Annotated in this window: 19 protein-coding genes; 6 read left to right on the top strand and 13 right to left on the bottom strand. The window is 67.7% G+C overall.

The features are described from left to right. Nucleotides 1-205 precede the first annotated feature (205 nt). The 4 genes from rnc to AC07R7_RS23650 form a co-directional block, all read right to left on the bottom strand. Nucleotides 206-901, bottom strand: a complete 696-nt coding sequence (rnc, locus tag AC07R7_RS23665) for a ribonuclease III (RefSeq protein ID WP_492839663.1) — start codon at nt 899-901, stop codon at nt 206-208. Nucleotides 902-910: 9 nt separating this feature from the next. Continuing rightward, nucleotides 911-1756, bottom strand: coding sequence for a signal peptidase I (gene lepB, locus AC07R7_RS23660; protein WP_395444007.1), 846 nt, complete (start codon nt 1754-1756; stop codon nt 911-913). Between the two features lie 171 nt (nt 1757-1927). Beyond that, entirely contained in the window at nt 1928-2329 is a 402-nt protein-coding gene (acpS, locus tag AC07R7_RS23655; RefSeq protein WP_395444008.1) for a holo-ACP synthase, read from the bottom strand. Nucleotides 2330-2392: 63 nt separating this feature from the next. Next, the gene (locus AC07R7_RS23650; RefSeq protein WP_494636792.1) at nt 2393-3172 is read right to left on the bottom strand and encodes a pyridoxine 5'-phosphate synthase; all 780 of its coding nucleotides are present in this window, start codon (nt 3170-3172) and stop codon (nt 2393-2395) included. A 160-nt stretch (nt 3173-3332) separates the two neighbouring features. Between AC07R7_RS23650 and AC07R7_RS23645 the strand changes: the two genes are divergently transcribed. Beyond that, a complete protein-coding gene (locus AC07R7_RS23645) occupies nt 3333-4949 on the top strand; it encodes a M20 family metallopeptidase (RefSeq protein WP_494636799.1) in 1617 nt (538 codons plus the stop codon). Nucleotides 4950-5057: 108 nt separating this feature from the next. Here the strand turns inward: AC07R7_RS23645 and pyrE are convergent, their stop codons facing one another. Further along, nucleotides 5058-5639 (bottom strand): orotate phosphoribosyltransferase, encoded by a 582-nt coding sequence (gene pyrE / locus AC07R7_RS23640; RefSeq protein ID WP_494636791.1) that lies wholly within the window; start codon nt 5637-5639, stop codon nt 5058-5060. Between the two features lie 81 nt (nt 5640-5720). Here pyrE and AC07R7_RS23635 point away from each other — a divergent pair, with 81 nt between their 5' ends. Then, nucleotides 5721-6128, top strand: a complete 408-nt coding sequence (locus tag AC07R7_RS23635) for an NUDIX domain-containing protein (RefSeq protein ID WP_494636790.1) — start codon at nt 5721-5723, stop codon at nt 6126-6128. Here the strand turns inward: AC07R7_RS23635 and AC07R7_RS23630 are convergent. The 5 genes from AC07R7_RS23630 to folK form a co-directional block, all read right to left on the bottom strand. After that, nucleotides 6125-7165, bottom strand: a complete 1041-nt coding sequence (locus tag AC07R7_RS23630) for an alpha/beta hydrolase (RefSeq protein WP_494636789.1) — start codon at nt 7163-7165, stop codon at nt 6125-6127. The two genes, AC07R7_RS23635 and AC07R7_RS23630, sit on opposite strands and share 4 nt — an antisense overlap. Nucleotides 7166-7235: 70 nt before the next feature. Beyond that, nucleotides 7236-9470: a RelA/SpoT family protein gene (locus tag AC07R7_RS23625; protein WP_494636788.1), complete on the bottom strand. Its 2235-nt coding sequence runs from the start codon at nt 9468-9470 to the stop codon at nt 7236-7238. Nucleotides 9471-9580: 110 nt separating this feature from the next. Beyond that, entirely contained in the window at nt 9581-9940 is a 360-nt protein-coding gene (rpoZ, locus tag AC07R7_RS23620; protein ID WP_099577049.1) for a DNA-directed RNA polymerase subunit omega, read from the bottom strand. Between the two features lie 135 nt (nt 9941-10075). Beyond that, the gene (locus AC07R7_RS23615) at nt 10076-12133 is read right to left on the bottom strand and encodes a M13 family metallopeptidase (RefSeq protein ID WP_494636787.1); all 2058 of its coding nucleotides are present in this window, start codon (nt 12131-12133) and stop codon (nt 10076-10078) included. 93 nt (nt 12134-12226) lie between these two features. After that, nucleotides 12227-12715, bottom strand: coding sequence for a 2-amino-4-hydroxy-6-hydroxymethyldihydropteridine diphosphokinase (folK, locus tag AC07R7_RS23610; protein ID WP_494636798.1), 489 nt, complete (start codon nt 12713-12715; stop codon nt 12227-12229). 48 nt (nt 12716-12763) lie between these two features. Between folK and AC07R7_RS23605 the strand changes: the two genes are divergently transcribed. Together AC07R7_RS23605 and AC07R7_RS23600 are read left to right on the top strand one after the other, a co-directional pair. After that, nucleotides 12764-13360 (top strand): LabA-like NYN domain-containing protein, encoded by a 597-nt coding sequence (locus AC07R7_RS23605; RefSeq protein ID WP_492839654.1) that lies wholly within the window; start codon nt 12764-12766, stop codon nt 13358-13360. Nucleotide 13361: 1 nt separating this feature from the next. Further along, nucleotides 13362-14039, top strand: a complete 678-nt coding sequence (locus AC07R7_RS23600) for a uracil-DNA glycosylase (protein ID WP_492884554.1) — start codon at nt 13362-13364, stop codon at nt 14037-14039. Here AC07R7_RS23600 and AC07R7_RS23595 read toward each other — a convergent pair. The 3 genes from AC07R7_RS23595 to glpK all read right to left on the bottom strand — a co-directional run bounded on the left by AC07R7_RS23595 (nt 14036) and on the right by glpK (nt 17764). Then, a complete protein-coding gene (locus AC07R7_RS23595) occupies nt 14036-15247 on the bottom strand; it encodes a Gfo/Idh/MocA family protein (protein ID WP_494636797.1) in 1212 nt (403 codons plus the stop codon). The genes AC07R7_RS23600 and AC07R7_RS23595 overlap by 4 nt on opposite strands. Continuing rightward, nucleotides 15154-16188, bottom strand: coding sequence for an SMP-30/gluconolactonase/LRE family protein (locus AC07R7_RS23590; protein ID WP_494636786.1), 1035 nt, complete (start codon nt 16186-16188; stop codon nt 15154-15156). The genes AC07R7_RS23595 and AC07R7_RS23590 overlap by 94 nt, the downstream gene beginning before the upstream one ends. An 85-nt stretch (nt 16189-16273) precedes the next feature. Then, on the bottom strand, nt 16274-17764 hold the full coding sequence (glpK, locus tag AC07R7_RS23585; protein WP_494636785.1) for a glycerol kinase GlpK: 1491 nt from the start codon (nt 17762-17764) through the stop codon (nt 16274-16276). A 162-nt stretch (nt 17765-17926) separates the two neighbouring features. Between glpK and AC07R7_RS23580 the strand changes: the two genes are divergently transcribed. Both AC07R7_RS23580 and AC07R7_RS23575 read left to right on the top strand, forming a co-directional pair. Then, the gene (locus AC07R7_RS23580; RefSeq protein WP_492839650.1) at nt 17927-19015 is read left to right on the top strand and encodes a DUF2336 domain-containing protein; all 1089 of its coding nucleotides are present in this window, start codon (nt 17927-17929) and stop codon (nt 19013-19015) included. Between the two features lie 57 nt (nt 19016-19072). Beyond that, on the top strand, nt 19073-19855 hold the full coding sequence (locus AC07R7_RS23575; RefSeq protein ID WP_492884546.1) for an NAD kinase: 783 nt from the start codon (nt 19073-19075) through the stop codon (nt 19853-19855). Nucleotides 19856-19864 lie beyond the last annotated feature (9 nt).

Here is a 19864-nt window from a genome sequence, read left to right as displayed (position 1 = left end):
CCGTCTTGGGCCGGATCCAAACGCCCTCCCCCGCGACGGGGACGCATTGAGTATCGCGGCGGATTCAACGCCGATGACGCAGGGGCCCGTAAAATCGACAAGCTCTTGATTTCTTGGGATTTTAAATCGCGAACGCCGGGGATAGAGCGCGCTCAATCCCCTCTCTCGGTGAGAGAGGGGTTTTGGTGGACGCTCCGCCTAACCCCTACTCCGCCCCTTCGCGCTCCAACAGGGCCTTGGCCGCGGCCTTCTCGGCTTCCTGGCGCGACTTGCCCTTGGCGATGGCGGGGTCGACGCCCTTGACCGTCACCTCGACCGTGAACACCGGCGCGTGGTCCGGACCCGTACGGTCCAGCACGCGGTAGGTCGGCAGCGGACGGCCCTTGCCCTGGGCCCATTCCTGCAGCGCGGTCTTGGGATCGCGCGGACGCCCCTCGCCAGCCCTGTCGAACTCGTCGGCCCACAGGTCGAGGAACACCTTGCGGGCCGCGTCCAGGCCGCCGTCCTGGTAGAGGGCGGCCATCAGGGCTTCGGCGCCGCCGGCCAGGATCGAGTCGGTCTCGCGGCCGCCGATCTTGCTGGACGAGGCCGACAAGCGCAGGGCCGGCCCCAGTTCGGCCTTGCGGGCGACGCGGGCGCAGGTCTCGCGGCTGACAATGGCGTTCAGGCGCGGCGCGAGCTCGCCTTCCTTGGCCCTCGGATAACGATCGGCCAAGGCCTCGGCGGCCAGCAGGCCCAGCACCCGGTCGCCGATGAACTCCAGCACTTCGTTGTCGCGGACCTTCTTGGCCCCATCCCCGACGCTGGCGTGCGTCAGGGCGCGTTCGAGCAGTTCGCGGTCGTTGAACCGATGGCCGATCCGGCGCTCGAGGTCGCCGACGGCGGCGACCCGTCTATCCATGGTTCTGCATCACTTCAGCACGTGGAAGAAGCGGCTGGGACGGGCGTTCAGGAACCACGTCCACGGCTTGAACAGGCTGGCCTCGGCGTTCCACGACAGCAGGATGATCTGCGCGCGGCCGACCAGGTTCTCGGCGGGCACGAAGCCGACGCCGATCTCGTCACCGATATACTGGTCCAGCTCGTAGTCCCACTTGCAGGCGCTCTCCGCGTAAGGCGAGACGCCCGGGTCGAAACGGCTGTCGGCCGAGTTGTCGCGGTTGTCGCCCATGAAGAAGTAGCAGCCGGCCGGCACGGTATAGACGCCGGTGTTGTCGCCGCGGCTGTCGGGACCGAAGTCCTGGGTGTTGTACTGGCGGCCTTCCGGGTTGGTCTCCTGGAAGCGCTGGACCTGCTGGGTGAAGCCGTAGCCGGTGTCGACCAGGGCCGGGGCCTGCTCCTTGCGCGGCAGGGCCTTGCCGTTGATGAACACCTGGCCGCCGCGGATCTGGACCTTGTCGCCCGGCAGGCCGATCAGGCGCTTGATGTAGTCGGTGCGATTGTCGCGCGGCAGCTTGAAGACGATGATGTCGCCGCGCGTCGGCGCGCGCCCCAGGATGCGGCCCTTGATGATCGGCGGGCTGAACGGGATCGAGTGCTTGCTCCAGCCGTAGCTGAACTTCGACACGATGATGTAGTCGCCCTGATAGAGGTTGGGCTCCATCGAGGCCGACGGAATGGTGAACGGCTGGAACAGCAGGACCCGCAGCACCAGGGCGATGCCCAGGGCGTAGGCGACGGTCTTGATGATTTCGATGAACTCGGCGACGACGCCCTTCTCTTCGGGCGGCGTGAGGTCGTCGGCGGCGTCGGTCATGCGGGCGCGGAGCTCTTCGAAGATGATTGGCCGGCGAACCGGTTCGGCTTTGCTAGACGGGCTTGCCCCCATGAGCAAGAGTTGGAGGGGCAAGTGGCCGGGCCGTTAGTCGCACTTCATGGCGACGGTTGGGCCGTCTCGTCAAACGCTCTCGGGCAGGAGGCGAGTGCGTCAGGCCTTGGGGAGGGCCTCGATGATCACGAAGGCCTGGGCGTAGGGATGATCGTCGGTCAGGGAGAGGTGGATCACCGCCTCCATGCCCTCTGGAGTCAGTTCCTTCAGCCTTTCCAGCGCGCCGCCGGTCAGGGCCATGGTCGGCTTGCCCGACGGCAGGTTGACCACGCCCATGCCGGCGAGGTGCACGCCGCGCTTCAGGCCCGTGCCCAGGGCCTTGGAGCAGGCCTCCTTGGCCGCGAACCGCTTGGCGTAGCTGGAGGCCCGGTCAGGCTTACGCTCGGACCGCTTGCGCTCGATCTCGGTGAAGACCTTGTTGGTGAAGCGCTCGCCGAAGCGCTCCAGCGACTTTTCGATGCGGCGGATGTCGCAGAGGTCCGAGCCGATGCCGATGATCACGCGGCCTGCTCCGCTTCCACCGAGCGGGTTTCGCGCTCGGCATCTTCTAGTTGTCGAGCATCCTTACGCAAAACCGGCCTCCACTTTCACGGGATGCTCGACCCGGGCGGCGTCCATCAGCAGGCGCATCCGCTGGATCGCCTGCGGCAGGCCGACGAAGATCGCCTCGCCGATCAGGAAGTGGCCGATGTTCAGCTCGGCGATCTCCGGGATCGCGGCGATCGGCTTGACGGTGGCGTAGTCGATGCCATGGCCGGCGTGGACTTCGAGGCCAAGGCTCGCGGCCAGGGCCGCGCCGGCCTTCAGCCGCTCGAGAATGGCTTCGGCGCGTTCAAGGTGGCCCTCGCGATAGGCGTCGCAATAGGCGCCGGTGTGCAGCTCGATGACCTGGGCGCCGGCGGCGGCCGAGGCGCGGATCTGCTCGGGGTCGGCTTCGATGAACAGCGACACACGCGCCCCGGCCGTGCGCAGGCGGGCGGTGGCGTCGGTAATGCGGTTCTGGCCCTTGATCACGTCCAAGCCGCCCTCGGTGGTGACCTCCTCGCGGCGCTCGGGCACCAGGCAGGCGGCGTGCGGGCGCGCCCCGATGGCGATGCCGACCATCTCGTCGGTCACGGCCATCTCGAAGTTCAGCGGCTTGCCGCGCTTGTGGCAGAGGTCGGTCAGCACGGCGATGTCGGCGTCACTGATGTGGCGGCGATCCTCGCGCAGGTGGGCGGTGATGCCGTCGGCGCCGGCGGCCAGGGCCAGCTCCGCCGCGCGCACGGGCTCGGGATAGGACGAACCGCGCGCGTTCCGGATCGTGGCCACGTGGTCGATATTGACGCCCAGTCGCAAGCTCATCCGCTCTTCCTGCTGAAACCAAGGACTCGGTCCGAGTCTATAAGCCCAGCCGCCCGCCTGTGCAGGTGGGAATTTCGCGGGCGGGCGCCAGGGCTGGCGCATGGACAAAGCCGCGCGGGCGCCTGATCGTATACGCTCTACCTTTGGGAGGGGCGTGATGATTTCGAACAAGACCTGGCTCGCCGCGACGGCGGGCGTTCTGGCTATCGCCATGGCCAGCGGCGCGGGCGCCGCCGACGTCTCGGCCGGCAAGCTCAAGAGCCTGAAGGCCGAAGCCGTGGCCGGCGTCGAGAGCCGCGCCAAGCTGGCCCAGGTGATGAACGACGAGATCTTCTCGTTCGGCGAGCTGGGCTTCCAGGAGGTCGAGACCTCGGCCTACATCACCAAGGTGCTGGAGCAGAACGGCTTCACCATCAAGCGCGGCGTCTCGGGCATCCCGACGGCCTGGACCGCGACCTGGACGAACGGGACCGGCGGCCCGACCATCGCCTTCGGCAGCGACATCGACTGCATCCCCAAGGCCTCGCAGAAGCCGGGCGTGCCCTGGCATGATCCGATCGTTCCGGGCGCGCCGGGCCATGGCGAAGGCCACAATTCCGGCCAGGCCCTGAACGTCGTCGCCGCCCTGGCGGTCAAGGACGTGATGACCAAGCAGAACATCGCCGGCACGCTTGTTCTCTGGCCCGGCGTGGCCGAGGAACTGGTGGCCGGCAAGGCCTATATGGTCCGCGACGGCGTGTTCAACGGCGTCGACGCCACCATCTTCACCCACGTCGGCTCGAACCTGCAGACCGCCTGGGGCCAGCCCTCGGGCACGGGCCTAGTCTCGATCAAGTACAATTTCCACGGCGAGTCCGCTCACTCGGCCGGCGCGCCGTGGCGTGGCCGCAGCGCTCTCGACGCCGTCGAGCTGATGGACATGGGCTGGAACATGCGCCGTGAGCATCTCAAGCCCGAGCAGCGCTCGCACTATGTGATCACCGACGGCGGCGACCAGCCCAACGTCGTGCCGTCAGAGGCCACCGTCTGGTACTATTTCCGCGAACAGACCTTCGACGCGATCAAGAAGAACTGGGACATCGGCAACCGGATCGCCAAGGCGGCGGCCGACATGACCGACACGAAGATGGACTACGCCATCGTCGGCACGGCCGCCCCGCGCCACTTCAACAAGCCGATCGCCGAGGCCGCCCAGAAGAACATCGACGCCGTCGGCCTGCCCAAGTGGACCGACGACGAGCAGGCCTTCGCCAAGGCCGTGCAGAAGAACGTCGGCTCGACCAAGCAGGACGGCCTTGACGTCAAGCTGAAGGGCCTCAAGCCCCCGGAGGAAAAGCCGGAAAGCGGCGGCTCGGACGACATCGGCGACATCTCGTGGATCATGCCCACGATCACCATCAACTATCCGTCGAACATCCCGGACCTGCCGGGCCACCACTGGGCCAACGCCATCTCGATGGCCACGCCGATCGCCCACAAGGGCGTGGTGGCCGGCTCGAAGGTGGTGGCGATGACGGCGCTGGATCTCTTGACCCAGCCCAAGCTGCTGGCCGAAGCCAAGACCTACTTCACCGACGTCCAGACCAAGACGCAGAAGTACGTGCCGATGCTCTCAACCGCGGACAAGCCGCAGACCCAGATCAACGCCAACATCATGGCGACCTTCCGGCCCGAGATGAAGAAGTACTACTACGACCCCGACAAGTACGGGACCTATCTGGAACAGCTGGGCATCGCCTGGCCGGTCAAGCAGCTGACGCCGCCGACCGCGAACTGATCCGCCGAGGCGCGTCCTCGCCCTTCGACAGGCTCAGGGTGAGGACGGATGCCGAAGCCTGAGTAGAAACCTCACCCTGAGCTTGTCGAAGGGCGAGGTTTCCGCGCCTCAGCGCAGCCGGCGGCTGCCCGGATCCTCGATGGGGATCGCGGCCAGCTCCGGCGGCAGGGCGTCGGCCGGATAGGCCGGGACTTCCAGGCTGCACAGGGAGATGAGCGGCACGCCGACATCGACCTTGCCGCCCGAGCGGTCGACGATGCAGGCGGCGGCCACGACGTCGCCGCCGGCGTCCTGGATGGCCTGGATGCATTCGCGCGACGACAGGCCGGTGGTGACGATGTCCTCGACCATCACGACCTTCTGGCCGGGCTCCAGGTGGAAGCCGCGGCGGAACTTGAAGCTGCCGCCCTCGCGCTCGACATAGATCGACGGCACGTTCAGGTGACGGGCGGTCTCGTAGCCGGGAATGATGCCGCCGACGGCCGGCGAGACGGCGACGTCGACCGCGCCGACCGTGGCGAGGATCTTCTCCGCCAGGGCCTTGCAGAGCCGCTCGCAACGCTCGGGGCGCATGAACACCAGGTTCTTCTGCAGGAAGACCGGGCTGTGCAGGCCGCTGGACAGCACGAAGTGGCCTTCGCGCAGGGCCCCTGCGGCGCGGAATTCGTCGAGGACGTCATCGTTGGTCATGAGCGCTGCGTATAGCCCAGCCCGCCGAGTCTTCAAGCGCCGGCTTGCCTCGCGGCGGCGTTTCGGGCTTTACCGCCCTTCATGACCGAAGAAGTTCAACGTCCTCGCGTCGGCTGTGGCGCCGCCATCCTCGACAACCAGGGCCGGCTGCTGCTGGTCAAGCGCGTGAAGAACCCCGAGGCCGATCACTGGGGCGTGCCCGGCGGCAAGCTGGACTGGGGCGAGGCCGCCAAGACCTGCGCCGAACGCGAGATCAACGAGGAACTGGGGATCACCATCAAGGCCGGCCGCGTCCTGGCCGTCACCGACATGGTCGCGCCCGACTATCACTGGGTGGCCATCACCTACGCGGTCGAGAGCTTCGAAGGCGAGCCGGCGATCCAGGAAGCCCACGCGATTCACGAATGGGGCTGGTTCGCCCTCGACGCCCTGCCCTCGCCGATGACGGCGGGCACGCGCGACGCAGTGGCGGCGCTGAAGGCCCGCTAAGCCAGCTCCTTCGCGATCCGCCACGCCCGCAGCGGCAGCACATAGTCCCGGTTGCCGATCGCCTCGGCGTCCATGCCCGCCAGCACCGCGCCGATATCGAAGGTCATGGCGCGGCTGCGCGCATAGTAGCTGTGCTGGATCAGGGCGTCGGCGTCGCCGGCCACGTTGCGGCAGTCGACCAGCACCACCTTCTTGGGCAGCATGTCGATCAGCCGCGGGCCGTCCGAGCCCAACCGATCCGGATTTCCCTTGGTCTTGTCCGAGATCACCAGCGCCCGGTCGGACGGATTGAAATAGACGGTCACCTGCCGGCCGATCTTAGGCAACGGCTTCAGCTTGCTGTCCTGCTCGAAGGTGTCGTCGTCCTCGTCGGGGGCGGCCAGCAGGATCTGGTCGAAGATCCGCACCAGCCCGTCGGCGTTCTTGGCGAGCACCGCCTGCAGGCCCTGGCGCAGGACATAGGCGCCCATGCTGTGGGCCATCAGGTGGATGCTGCGATCGCAACGATCCTGGTTACGGAGCTGCTCCAGAAAGTCCTTCAGCTTCAGATAGGTCCGCGCCAGGGCCGGTCCGGACGCCCGCGCGTCCTCCCGATCGCTGTAGTAGGACATGAACGGCACCGCTTCGCCGTCCGAGGGCCAGCTGAACACCACCACGTTCACCGGCCGACCGTCGTCGGTCGCCCCGGCCCGGATCCGCACATCGCGCGCCAGTCGCGCGCCGGCCTCGATCGCGCCGTTGAACGTTACGTTGAAGCCGTGGATGAAAACGAGCGTGTCCTGGCCGTCCAACATGGCCTTGCGGATGTCGTCCAGGAACCGGCCGCCGCCAGTCTTGGTCACGTCGGTCTCGCCTTTCACATCCGGATAGACGAACACCGACCCGCCCTGCAGCGTTTCGACGCCCTCTGGGAAGTCGACATAGCCGAACCGCAGCGCCGCTACCCCGTCGGGATTGAAGCGCGGTCCGAAGACCAGCTTCTTGTTTTCGGGCTGCTCGTTGCGATTGGTCGCGAAATAGACGCGTACAGCACCCATGGTCGCCTCCCCGGTCTTGACCAGGACGATGCGCCCTTAACGGGAACTCAGCAACCGTTCAGCTTGGAGCTTAGCCGCGCGTCCGGTCCACGGTCTCGACCGAAGGACACGCCCGTAGCGCGGCCTGGATGTTGGTCAGGTGCTTGGCGTCGCGGACCTCGACGTCGATGTCGGTATCGAAGAAGTCGCTCTGCCGGTGGTGCATGCGCAAATTGACGATGTTGCCGCCGGCCTCGCCGATAGTCGTGCAGACCACACCCAGCACACCGGGCGCGTTCTGGATGGTGGCGTGCAGGCGGGTCAGCGAGATGGTCGAGCGCTCGGCCTCGGGCGTCCAGTTCAGGTCGCGCCACAGCTCCTCGCGGTCCTCGTATTCGGCCAGGCGCGGGCAGTCGATGGTGTGGACGTCCAGGCCCCCATCTTCGTTGTTGGCGCCGTCCTCGCGCAGGATGCCGACGATGCGGTCGCCCGGCACCGGGCTGCAGCAGTGGGCGAAGTGCAGCGAGACGCCCGGGGTCAGGCCGCCGCCGCGCACATAGAGCGTCGCGCCCTGGCCGCCTTCGATCTTGCGGCGAGCCGTGGCGGCCTCGCGTTCGGAATCCTTCATGCCCGGATAGGCCGTCTCCAGCACCTGGCTGGGCGAGACACGGCCCCGCCCGACGGCGTCGAACAGCGCCTCGTCGCTCTCCAGGGCGAAGCGCTCCAGGATCGGCCGCAGCGACACGTCCTTCAGCTTCTTGCCAGCGCGCTCGAAGACCTGCTCCAGCGACGCCTTGCCCAGGCGCAGGAACTCTTCCTTCTCGGTCTGGCGGATATGACGGCGGATGGCGGATCTCGCCCGGCCCGTGACCGTCAGCGAGCGCCAGTCCGGCGGTACAACCGGCTTGGAGCCCCGCACCACCTCGACCACGTCGCCATTGACCAGCGGCGTGCGCAGCGGCTTCAGCTCGCCGTTGATCTTCACGCCGATGCAGGTGTCGCCGACGCTGGTGTGGACGGCGTAGGCGAAGTCCAGCGGCATCGCGCCCCGCGGCAGGCTGACCAGCTTGCCCTTCGGCGTGAAGACGAACACCTGGTCGAGGAACATCTCGAGCTTGGCGTGCTCGACCAGTTCTTCGCTGTCCCCGCCGTGCTCCAGCACCTGAACCAGCTGGCGCAGGTTGGCCAGCGGATCGCGACCGCCGGCGGCTTCCATGCCTTCCAGGTCGAGACCGTACGAGGCGTCCTTGTAGCGGAAGTGGGCGGCGACGCCCTCTTCGTTGACGCGGTCCATGGCCTCGGTGCGGATCTGCATTTCGATGCGCATGCCGCGCGGGCCCACGACCGTGGTGTGCAGCGAGCGGTAGTTGTTCCGCTTCGGCGTCGAGATATAGTCCTTGAAACGGTCGGGCACGCTGGACCAGGCCCGGTGCACGACGCCGAGAGCGCGGTAGCAGTCTTCCTCGCTGTCGACGATCACGCGGAACGCATAGATGTCCGACATCTGCGAGAAGCCGATCGATTTGCGCTGCAACTTGCGCCAGATCGAATAGGGCGACTTCTCCCGGCCGAAGACGCGGGCAGGCAGGGTCGACGACTCCAGCCGCGCGGCGATTTCCTGGCTGACCAGGGCCACCGCCCCGCCCTGCTCTTCGCGCAGCGCATCCAGACGGCGGATGATGGCGTCGCGGGCGACCGGATTGGTGTGCTGGAAGGACAGCTCCTCCAGCTCCACGCAGATCCTGTGACAGCCGATGTTGCGGGCCAGGGGCGCGTAGATGTCGCGCGTCTCGCGGGCGATCCGCTCGCGTTTCGCCTGGTTCTTGATGAAGTGCAGCGTCCGCATGTTGTGCAGACGGTCGGCCAGCTTGACCAGCAGGACGCGAACGTCCTTGGAGATGGCCAGGATGAATTTGCGCAGGTTCTCGGCCTGGCGCATGTGCTCGGCCTGCAGCTCGAGCTTGCTGAGCTTGGTGACGCCCTCGACCAGCTCGGCGATCTCGTCGCCGAACAGCTTGGCGATCTCTTCCTTGGTGACCGGGGTGTCCTCGATCACGTCGTGCAGCAGGGCCGTGACGATGGTCGCGGTGTCCAGCCGGTATTCGGTCAGGATGCCCGCCACCTCGATCGGGTGGGCGTAGTAGGGGTCGCCGCTGGCCCGGGTCTGCGAGCCGTGCATCCGCATGGCGTAGACATAGGCGCGATTGAGCAGGGCCTCGTCGGCCGTCGGGTCGTAGGCGTGGACCCGCTCGATCAGCTCATATTGGCGGAGGAATTTTGGGCGGGGCTTCGGAGCCTCGGTCGTCGTCGCCGCGGCGGGAGCCACGGACGAAGACGCGCCCGAATCCCCTCCAGAAGATGGGGCGTCGGGCGCGCGTTCGGAAAGAGCGGTCGAAGTGGCCGCTCGCAGGGTTAGAGGGTCTGCGCCTTCGGGGCTCAGTACCGCTCCTCCTGACCGCCGTCACGGTCGCTCTGCAGCGCGCGGACCAGTTCCAGTTCGCTCATCTGCATGTGGCTCGGATCGGCCAGCAGGGCCAGGGTCTCGGCCTCTTCCTCGGCCTCGGTGTGCTCATCGACGCGTTGCAGCGTGCTGATGAGGTGTTCCTTCAGGCCTTCGTGGTCGATGACATCGTCCGCGATCTCGCGCAGGGCGACGACCGGGTTCTTGTCGTTGTCACGGTCGACCATCAGGGCGGCGCCGGCCGAGATGGCGCGGGCGCGGTGCGCGGAGAGCAGAACCAGCGAGAAGCGGTTCGGAACCTTCTCGACGCAATCTTCGACGGTGACGCGGGCCATGAGTTCCTCGGGCTGCCGATTAGCAATCGCAAAATAGGCTTCCGTGCGGCGACACGCAACGCCGCGCACGATTATCCTGCTTTCGCGAGGGGGCGCTTATGCCCCCTTCGCGAGTCAATGTCTACCCTATCAGGTCTACCAGACCTTCACGCGCTTTTCGGGCGGCAGGTAGAGCGCGTCGCCCGGCTTCACGCCGAACGCCGCGTACCAGTCGTCGATGTTGCGCACCGTGCTGGCGCGGTACTGGTCCGGCGCGTGACCGTCGGTGATCAACTGCTGGCGCAGCGCGGCCGGACGGGTGTAGCCGAGCCAGCTTTGAGCGAAGGCCAGGAAGAAGCGCTGATCGCCGGTCATGCCGTCGATCACCGGCGCGGGCTTGCCGCCCAGCGAGGCGTGGTAGGCGTCCAGCGCCGCGCCCAGGCCGGCGACGTCGGCGATGTTCTCGCTGAGCGTCTGCTTGCCGTTCACCGCCAGGTCCGGGAACGGCTTGTACGTATCGAACTGGTCCGCGAGCGCCGCGCCGGCCTTCTGGAAGTGGTCGAAGTCGGCCGGCGTCCACCAGTTGCGCAGGCGCCCCTGACTGTCGAACTGCGCGCCCTGGTCGTCGAAGCTGTGGCTGATCTCGTGGCCGATCGTGGCCCCGGTCGCGCCGTAGTTGGCGGCGGCGTCATTGGCCAGGTCGAAGTTCGGCGGGGCCAGGATGGCGGCCGGGAAGTTCAGGGCGTTCAGCATCGGCAGGTTCACGGCGTTGACCGTCTGCGGCGTCATCACCCACTCGCCGCGATCGACCGGCTGGCCCAGCTTGGCGAGGTCGGTGGCGTAGTCGAAGGCTTCCGCGCGCTGCAGGTTGCCGTAGGCGTCGCCGCGCACCACCGCATAGGCCGAATAGTCGCGCCAGGCATCCGGATAGCCGACGCCGACCTTCAGCACCGCCACCTTCCTGCGGGCCTCGGCCTTGGTCGCCGGGTCCATCCAGTCCAGGCCGTCGATGCGCTTCTCGAAGGCGACCTTCATATTGTCGACCATGGCCGTCACTTCGGCCTTGGCCTGAGCCGAGAAATACTTGTCGGCATAGAGCTTGCCGACCGCCTCGCCGAGCACGGCGTTGGTCGAGCCGACCGCCCGCTTCCAGCGCGGCGACAGCTGCGGCGTGCCCTGCAGGCCCTGGCCGTAGAAGGCGAAGCGCTCGTCGACGAAGGCCTTGGGCAGGACGTTGCTGTAGTGGTCCATCAGGTGGAAGGTCAGGTAGTCCTTCCAGGTCTCCAGCGAGACGCCGGCGACGGCCTTGCCCAGACCCGTGACCATGGTCGGATGCCAGACGATGAAGCGCGGCTGGTTCGACAGCTTGGCGGCGGCGAAGAAGGCCGTCCAGTCCAGGCCCGGGGCCTTGGCCGCGAAGTCGGCCGGGGCCCAGCTGTTGTTGGCCTTCTGGACGTCGGCGCTGTCGGCGCGCGTGCCCGAGGCCTGGGCCAGCTGGTTTTCCAGCGCCACGATCGCCTTGGCCTTGGCGGCCGCGTTGGCGACGCCGCCCAGGGTCAGGATCTTCTCGACGTGGGCCCGGTACTTGGTCCGCGCCTCGACCATCGAGGCCTTGTCCGAGACGTAGTATTCGCGGTCGGGCATGCCGAGGCCGCCCTGCAGCAGGAACGGCGCGTACTTGCTGGTGTCGTCGAACGACGGCGAGACCCACAGGCCCAGCACGTTGTCGGTGTAGAAGTCGGTGGCGTTCAGGGCGTCGACGTCGGCGCGGATGTTGCCGCCCAGCACTTGGGCCAGCTGCGCCTTGTCCTTGATCGCGGCGATGCGGGCCAGGTCGGCTTTCAGCGGCGTCAGGCCCTTGGCCTCGATTCCGGCCTCGTCCATGTAGCTGGCGTAGTAGTCGCCGACCTTCTTGCCGTCGCCGGCCCCGCCCTTGGCGGCGTCCTGGATCAGGTCGACCGTGCGCTTGTTGGCCTCCTCGACCATCACCGCGGTGATGCCGTAGCTGCTGCGGTCGGCCGGGATCGGGTGAGCCTTGACCCACTTGTCGTTGGCGTAGGTCCAGAAGTCGTCGCCCGGCTTGATGGACTTTTCGATCGAGGTCAGGTCGACGCCGCTTTTGGCCGCCATTTGGGTCTGAGCAAAGGCGGCCGGAGCGGCGGTCAGCAGCGCGCACGCGGCGGCGCAGGCGAGCAGCGAACGAGTCAGGGTCATGTGCGAGGTCCAGATGAGCGTGCGGGACGCTTTGCAGGGAATGGGGCGCGGAAATTTGACCGGACTATGGGCGCCGCTTCATCCGACCGGGAATTAAACTTTGGCAATGGAGCGCGCGTCGCGACCGACGCTGGCGTTGGCCGCCAGCCGGAAGGCCGGCTCGCCGCTGACGGGGTGGACCCAGGCCGAGGCCAGCTCGGCCAGCGGCCCCATCACGAACAGCCGATCGTGGGCGCGCGGATGCGGCACAACGAGATCCCCGTCCAACACCGTCCGGCCGTGGGCGATGAGATCCAGGTCCAGGGTTCGCGGGGCGTTGGCGGCTCCCCTCGCCCTTCCGAATCGTTCCTCGATCCTGTGAAGCGCCGCCAGGGTGTCGGTGGGCGAGAGGTCGGTGGTGACGATGGCCACGCCGTTCAGGTACTCGGGTCCCGCCGGATCGGGCCAGGCCGCCGAGGTCCACCAGGTCGAGCGCGCCACCACCGTCAGCCCGACGTCCGGCAAGGCGGCCAGCGCGGCTTCCAACAGCGCCTCGCGACTCGTATAGGGTCCGGGCAGATTGCTGCCGAGCGCCACGATCACGGCCTCGTCCAAGTCATTTCGAGCGACCTGATTTTTCAAGGGATTACCGTGACCTTCTATCCGACCGACCGCCTGGCGCTGTTCATCGACGGAGCCAATCTCTATTCCGCCGCCAGGGCCCTGGGCTTCGACATCGACTACCGCAAGCTGCTCGACGAGTTCAAAAAGCGCGGCGTCCTGATCCGAGCCTACTACTATACCGCGATCGCCGAGAACGACGATTATTCGCCGATCCGGCCGCTCGTGGACTGGCTGGACTACAACGGCTTCACCCTGGTGACCAAGCCCGCCCGCGAGTTCACCGACAGCCAGGGCCGCAAGCGCTGGCGCGGCGACATGGACATCGAGATCGCGGTCGACATGCTGCAGATCGCCGAAACGGCCGACCACCTGGTCCTGTTCTCCGGCGACGGTGATTTCCGCGCCGTGGTCGAGGCCGTTCAGCGCAAGGGCCGCCGGGTCACCGTGGTCTCGACCATGAAGAGCCAGCCGCCGATGACCAGCGACGACCTGCGCCGTCAGGCCGACAACTTCGTCGACCTCGCCGACCTGGGGAACATCATCGGCCGCCCGCAACGGGTCCAGCCGCGCCCGGTCTCGGACAGCCGCACGCCGGCCGAACGCGAAGCCGACGACGAGTATTGAGATGAGCCAGCGTTCCAACATCGTCGGCGAGGCGGTTCCCAACCCCGCCGAGCCGCCGCGCGACTGCCCGCTGTGTCCGCGCCTGGTGGCCTACCGCCGCGAGAACCAGGACCTCTATCCCGACTGGTTCAACGGCCCCGCCCCCTCGTTCGGCGACAAGGACGCGCGCCTGCTGGTCGCGGGCCTGGCCCCCGGTCGCAAGGGCGCCAACCGCACCGGCCGGCCGTTCACCGGCGACTATGCCGGGACCCTGCTCTACGACACGATGATCAAGTTTGGCTTCGCCACCGGCAAGTTCGAGGCGCGGCCCGATGACTCGCTCCAGCTGGTCGGCGCGGCCGTGACCAACGCCGTCCGCTGCGCCCCGCCCGGCAACAAGCCCGAAACCTCGGAAGAGAACAACTGTCGCCCGTTTCTCACCGCGCGGCTGGAGATGTTCCCCAAGCTGAAGGCCATCATCACCCTGGGCGACGTCTCGCGGCGCAACGTGCTGAAGGCCCTGGGCCTCAAGGCCTCGGCGGGCGTTCCTGGCCACGGCTCGGAGTTCCAGGCCGGCCCCTACCGGATCTTCAACAGCTATCACTGCTCGCGGCTCAACACGAACACCGGCCGCCTGACGACGCCGATGTTCGAGGACCTGTTCGCGCGGGTGAAGGCGTATCTGGACGAGACGGCCTAAACCTTCACCGTCCGCCCCTCGCGCGCCGCGCGGTAGATGGCCTCGATCAGGCGCATGTCCTTGAGGCCCTCCTCGCCCGGCACGATCGGGTCGCGGCCGGTGAGGATACATTCCGACAGATGGTCCAGCTGGGCCGAGAACTGGTTCGTCGCTTGCGGGGCCGGCTCGCGCGGGCCGGTCTGGCCGTTCAGCTGGGCGCGCATCGCCTGGCCCTGGTAGCTGGTGGCTGGTTCGATCTCGACCCAGCCCTTCGGCCCCGAGACGCGGTAGCGATTGACATTGGTCGTGTAGGTCGAATTGCAGTTGGCCACCGCGCCCGACGGGAACAGCAGCTGGAAGCTGATGATGTCCTCCACCTCCTTGAAGCGGATGTTGGAGCGGTCGGTGGACTCCAGCGCGTTGACGGCCACGGGCTCCTCGCCGGCCAGGTAGCGGGCGGCGTTCAGGCTGTAGATGCCAATGTCCATCAGGCTGCCGCCGCCGGACAGGGCCCGCTTCAGCCGCCACTGGGTCGGATCGCCGATCGTGAAGCCGTGGTCGGCGACGATGGTCCGCACCGGCCCGAAGGCCCCGTCCCGCGAAAGCTTGATCGCCTCGATATTGTGAGCCTGGAAGCGACTGCGATAGCCGATCATCAGCTTGCGACCGGCCTTCCTGCAGGCGGCGATCATCGCCTCGGCGTCGGCCGAGGTGGTCGCCATCGGCTTCTCGCACATGACGTGCTTGCCGGCCTTGGCCGCCCGCTCGGTGAAGACCCGGTGCAGGCTGTTGGGCGTGATGACGTAGACGATGTCGACGTCGGGATTGTCGGCGATCCTGTCGAAGGTCTCGTAGTTGTAGCGGTGACTCTCCGGGATCCCGTACTGCTCGCCGAACGTCTTCAGCTTCTCCGGCGTGCCGCTGACCAGGGCCACCAGCTTGGAGTGCTCGCACTCGGCGAAGCGGGGCATGATGATCTTGGTGGCGTAGTAGCCCAAGCCCAGGATCGCGTAGCCCAGCTTGCGCCCGGGCTCGGCGGCCCTGGCCTCAAGAGATGGGGCGGCTAGCGGCAGCGTGGCGGCGAGACCAGCCGCCAGAAACGTTCTTTTGCTGATCTCGTCCATGTCGCTCTCTCCTACCAGGCCAGGCCGGACGTCTTTGTCCGCACGCGCGCCACGATGTGATTGGAGGTCAGGAACAGCGTCTTGCCGTCCTCGCCGAACGCGCAGTTGGCGGCCGGCCCGCCGGTCTCGATGACGCCCAGCAGCTTGGCTTCCGGCGTCAGGATCATGATCCCGCCCGGCCCGCTGGCGAACAGGTTGCCCTTGGCGTCGACCTTCATGCCGTCCGGCAGGCCCGGCCCACCGGCCTTCAGCAACTCGGAAGCGTCGAAGAACACTTTTGACGACTTGGGCAGACCGTCCGCGCCCAGGTCATAGACCATGATCACCGGCCGCTTGGGGTCCGAGATCGAGACGTAGAGCCGCCTGCCGTCCGGCGACAGGCCCACGCCGTTCGGGAATGACAGGGTGTCGTCGACCAGCGCCACCTCGCCATTGGGCCGCAGCAGGTAGACGCCGTTGAACGCCAGCTCCTTGGCCGGCGAGGCGTCCAGGCCCTCCAGGCCGTAGGGCGGATCCGTGAAGTAGAGCGAGCCCTTCAGCGGCCCGTCGCGGACCTCGACCAGGTCGTTGGGGCTGTTGAATTTCTTGCCCTTGTAGGCGCCGGCCAGGACCGTCTTCTTCTTGGTCGCCAGGTCGACCTTGGCCAGGCCGCGATTGCCGCAGTCGGCGATCACCAGGTCGCCGGCCAGGGTGATGATCGCGCCGTTCGAGCCGGCCTCGCGGAAGATCTTGGTCGGCGGGCCGTCATAGCCGGACGGCTGCAGGAACACCGTCTTTCCGGTCTTGGGGGTCCAGCGATACATGACGTTGCCGGGCACGTCCGAGAACAGCAGCGACTTGCTTTCCCAGTGCCAGGCCGGCCCCTCGGCCCAGGTGATCCCGTCGACCAGCTGCTCGATCGGCGCATGGGCGTCGAGGATCGCGTCCAGCGCCGGCGACAGGCGGCGAATCTTGCCGATCTTCGGATAGGCGGGCGAAGCGGCCAGGGCCTGTCCGCCAGCGATCAGGGCGGCTCCGGCGCCCAGTAGGGCGCGACGGGTGGTCATGGCGATCTCCGCTTCTTTTTTGTCAGACGGTTATGAGGCGACGCCGATGTTACCGCAACCAACGTTCGACTAAAGTCGCATCACCCTAAAGCCTCACCCTGGGCACCGCGTCCAGCCAGCGGGCGTAGGCGGCCTCGCGCGCGTGCTCATTGATCGAGGGCGACAGGGTCTCGGCGGCGGGACTGGCCTCGGCGGCTTCCTCCACCGAGGCGTAGAGCCCCGCGCCCACGCCGGCGAACAGGGCCGCGCCCAAGGCCGTGGTCTCCTGGTAGCTGGCGCGGCGCACCGACATTCCGGTCAGGTCGGCCAGTCGCTGCGAGAACCAGACACTCTTGGACATGCCGCCGTCGATGCGCAGTTGCGCGGCTTCCCCGAAAGCCGAGGGCGCGTCGGCGCGCATGGCCTCGATCAGGTCGCGGCTCTGCAAAGCGCAGGCGTCGAAGGTCGCCGCGGCGATCTCCGGCAGGCCGGCGTCGCGGGTCAGGCCGAAGATGCCGCCCCGCGCCTTGGCGTCCCACCAGGGCGCGCCCAGGCCGGTGAAGGCCGGCACCACCACGACGCCGTGGTCGGCCTTGGCCGCGCGCGCCAGGGCCTCGGCCGCGCGCGGGCCACCAGTGACGCCCAGCCCCTCGCCCAGCCACTGGATCGCCGCCCCGGCCACGAAGATCGAACCTTCCAGGGCGTAGGTGGTCCTGCCTCCGACCCGCGCCGCCACGGTGGTCAGCAGGCGCGAGCGCGAGATCGGGCGGTCCTCGCCGGTGTTGATCAGCATGAAGCAGCCGGTGCCGTAGGTGGCCTTCATCTGGCCCGGCGCGACACAGCCCTGCCCCATCAGCGCCGCCTGCTGGTCGCCCGCCACGCCGCGGATCGGAACGGGGCGACCCAGCAGTTCGGCGCTCGTCTCGCCATAGTCGTCCACACAGTCCAGCACCCTGGGCAGCAGCGGCGCGGGGACCTTGAACAGGTCCAGCATCTCGGCCGACCAGTCCTGGGCGCCGATGTCGAACAGCAGGGTGCGCGAGGCGTTGGTGGCGTCGGTGGCGTGCGTCGCCCCGCCCGTCAGCCGCCAGATCACCCAGCAATCCATGGTGCCGCACAGCAAGCCGCCGGCCTCGGCGCGAGCTCGCGCGCCCGGAACTCTGTCGAGAATCCAGGCGATCTTGGTGGCCGAGAAATAGGGATCCAGCAGCAGCCCCGTGACCTCGGTGACGCGCGGCTCGTGGCCCGCCGTCTTCAGCGTGGCGCAGACCTCGGCCGTGCGGCGGTCCTGCCAGACGACGGCCGGATGGATCGGACGGCCGGTGGCGCGGTCCCAGACCACCACCGTCTCGCGCTGGTTGGTGATGCCGATGGCGGCGATGGCGTCCGCCCTGCCCGAGTTTTCGGCCACCTCGCGCAGCACCGCCACGCAGGCGGCGTAGATCTCCTCGGCGTCGTGCTCGACCCAGCCGTCGCGCGGATAGCTCTGGCGCAGCGGACGCGAGGCCTCGCCCAGGGACTGGCCCGCCCGGTCGAACAGGATGGCCCGGGTGCTGGTCGTGCCCTGGTCCAAGGCCAGGATCAGGTCTTGAGTCACATGTCCTCCGCTCACGCTTGCGACATCTCGACACGATATTGGCGCGTCGGTGTTCTTGCCCTGTTTAAGCATGTTTTCATTTGGGGGCCGCAAGGTCATCCTGATCGGGTCTTCCGGATTCGAAGGAGGCGGGCCATCCAAGCCGTCGAGATCGCATCGCTCATGAAGCTGGCTCGCAGTCGCGAGCCTGGCGATCGTGAACGTTTGCTCACCGGGATCATCGATCTCTGCGAGGCCGGTCAGGCCAGCGGCGAGCCCACCGACCCCGACATCCAGGCCCTGCTCAATTCCATCTTCATGACCCTGGTGGTCGAGGCCGAGCGCGACATCCGCCACCGGCTGTCCGAACGCCTGGCCGACGCCGACTGGGCCCCGTCGGCTCTGATCAACATCATGGCGCTGGACGAGATCGACATCGCCCGCCCGATCATCGCCCGCAGTCCGGTGCTGCAGGATCACGACCTGATCCGCCTGCTGGTTCAGGCGACGCTGGAACACCAGATCGAGATCGCCCGCCGTCCGCACCTGCAGGCGCAGGTGGTCGAAGCAATCATCAGCCGCGACGAGCCGGCCGTGCTGACCGCCCTGGCCGCGAACGACACCGCCCAGATCTCACCCGACGCCATGAGCCGGCTGGTGAACCGCTCGCGCGAGGTCGTCGCCCTGCGTTCGCCCCTGGCCCGGCACCCGAAGCTTTCCGCCGATCTGGCCGAGCAACTCTATCTGCTGGTCGGCCGGGCCTTGCGCGAAGCCCTGATGACGCGGTTCCATCTGGATCCGACCAAGATGCAGGCCGCCGTCGACGAGGCCCTGCACGCGGCCCATCGCGGTGATTCCAACAGCGAGGAGGTCGGCCTCGTCGAGGTCGACGAGGATCGCGAGGAGATGGAGCGCTCGCTGATCGAGAAGCTCGATTCCGCCGGCCAGCTACGCCCCGGCTACCTGCTGCGCGTGCTGCGTGAGGGGCGGCTGCAGCTGTTCGTCATGGCCCTGGCCCGCCTGGGCAAATTCGAGTCCGCCCAGATCCGCCGCGCCATCGACAGCGGCCGCCCCGAACTTCTGGCCCTCGCCTGCTCGGCCGTGGGCATCGACCGCAGCGTCTTCCCGACCATCCTGGAGCACGTCCGCCAGCTGAACGGCGGCCGTCCGGGTGGCGGTGACGAGGGCGTGCGCCGCGCCGCCAGCGCCTTTGGCCCTTTCACGCCCGACATCGCCGGCATGGCCTTCCGCCAGGCCGTCGGTCAGGTCTGATCCTGGCGGCCCCATCGGTCGTTTGACAAGCTCGCGGGCTTCCCGCCACTTGGCCGCATGTACCAAGCGCAACCCTTCGTGACTCGCCTGTCCTTCAAGGCCAGCGACCGACCCGAAGCTCAGGAAGCGCGGGAACGGCTGATGGCCCGCTACGGCGATGTCGGCGACCAGAACGCCCAGGTCATCGTGGCGCTGGGCGGCGACGGCTTCATGCTGGAGACCCTGCACGAGGCGATCGCCAGCCAGACGCCGATCTACGGCATGAACCGCGGCTCGGTCGGCTTCCTGATGAACGAGTACAGCGAGGACGACCTGCTGGAGCGGATCAACGCCGCCGAGCGCGCCGTCATCCATCCGCTGGCCATGGTCGCCATCGATTCGCGCCGGACCCAGCACCGGGCCCTGGCGATCAACGAGGTCTCGCTGCTGCGCCAGACCCGCCAGACCGCCAAGCTGCGCATCTCGATCGACGGCAAGGTGCGGATGGGCGAGCTGGTCTGCGACGGGGCCCTGCTGGCCACCCCGGCCGGCTCGACGGCCTATAATCTCTCGGCCCACGGCCCGATCATCCCGATCGACGGCCAGATCCTGGCCCTGACGCCCATTTCCGCCTTCCGCCCCCGCCGCTGGCGCGGCGCCCTGCTGCCGCAGTCGGCGCGGGTGACGTTCGAGATCCTGGAAGCCGACAAACGGCCGGTCAGCGCCGTGGCCGACAACTTCGAGGTCCGCGACGTCCTGGAGGTGCACATCTCCGAAGACCGCGGCACCTCGCTGTCGATGCTTTTCGACGCCGGTCGCAGCCTCGAGGAAAGAGTTCTGGCCGAGCAGTTCTCTGCTTAAGTCTGGGAC

Source organism: Caulobacter sp. GW821-FHT05F04, assembly GCF_059419665.1.
This window is presented reverse-complemented; position numbering and strand designations above follow the sequence as displayed.

Coding starts and splice junctions, on each gene's coding strand:
- AC07R7_RS23580 (WP_492839650.1), top strand. CDS start 17,927: ATGAAGCTGGCTCGCAGTCGCGAGCCTGGCGATCGTGAACGTTTGCTC.
- AC07R7_RS23575 (WP_492884546.1), top strand. CDS start 19,073: ATGTACCAAGCGCAACCCTTCGTGACTCGCCTGTCCTTCAAGGCCAGC.
- AC07R7_RS23590 (WP_494636786.1), bottom strand. CDS start 16,188: ATGACCACCCGTCGCGCCCTACTGGGCGCCGGAGCCGCCCTGATCGCT.
- AC07R7_RS23600 (WP_492884554.1), top strand. CDS start 13,362: ATGAGCCAGCGTTCCAACATCGTCGGCGAGGCGGTTCCCAACCCCGCC.
- pyrE (WP_494636791.1), bottom strand. CDS start 5,639: ATGACCAACGATGACGTCCTCGACGAATTCCGCGCCGCAGGGGCCCTG.
- AC07R7_RS23635 (WP_494636790.1), top strand. CDS start 5,721: ATGACCGAAGAAGTTCAACGTCCTCGCGTCGGCTGTGGCGCCGCCATC.
- rnc (WP_492839663.1), bottom strand. CDS start 901: ATGGATAGACGGGTCGCCGCCGTCGGCGACCTCGAGCGCCGGATCGGC.
- AC07R7_RS23615 (WP_494636787.1), bottom strand. CDS start 12,133: ATGACCCTGACTCGTTCGCTGCTCGCCTGCGCCGCCGCGTGCGCGCTG.
- lepB (WP_395444007.1), bottom strand. CDS start 1,756: ATGACCGACGCCGCCGACGACCTCACGCCGCCCGAAGAGAAGGGCGTC.
- AC07R7_RS23650 (WP_494636792.1), bottom strand. CDS start 3,172: ATGAGCTTGCGACTGGGCGTCAATATCGACCACGTGGCCACGATCCGG.
- AC07R7_RS23630 (WP_494636789.1), bottom strand. CDS start 7,165: ATGGGTGCTGTACGCGTCTATTTCGCGACCAATCGCAACGAGCAGCCC.
- rpoZ (WP_099577049.1), bottom strand. CDS start 9,940: ATGGCCCGCGTCACCGTCGAAGATTGCGTCGAGAAGGTTCCGAACCGC.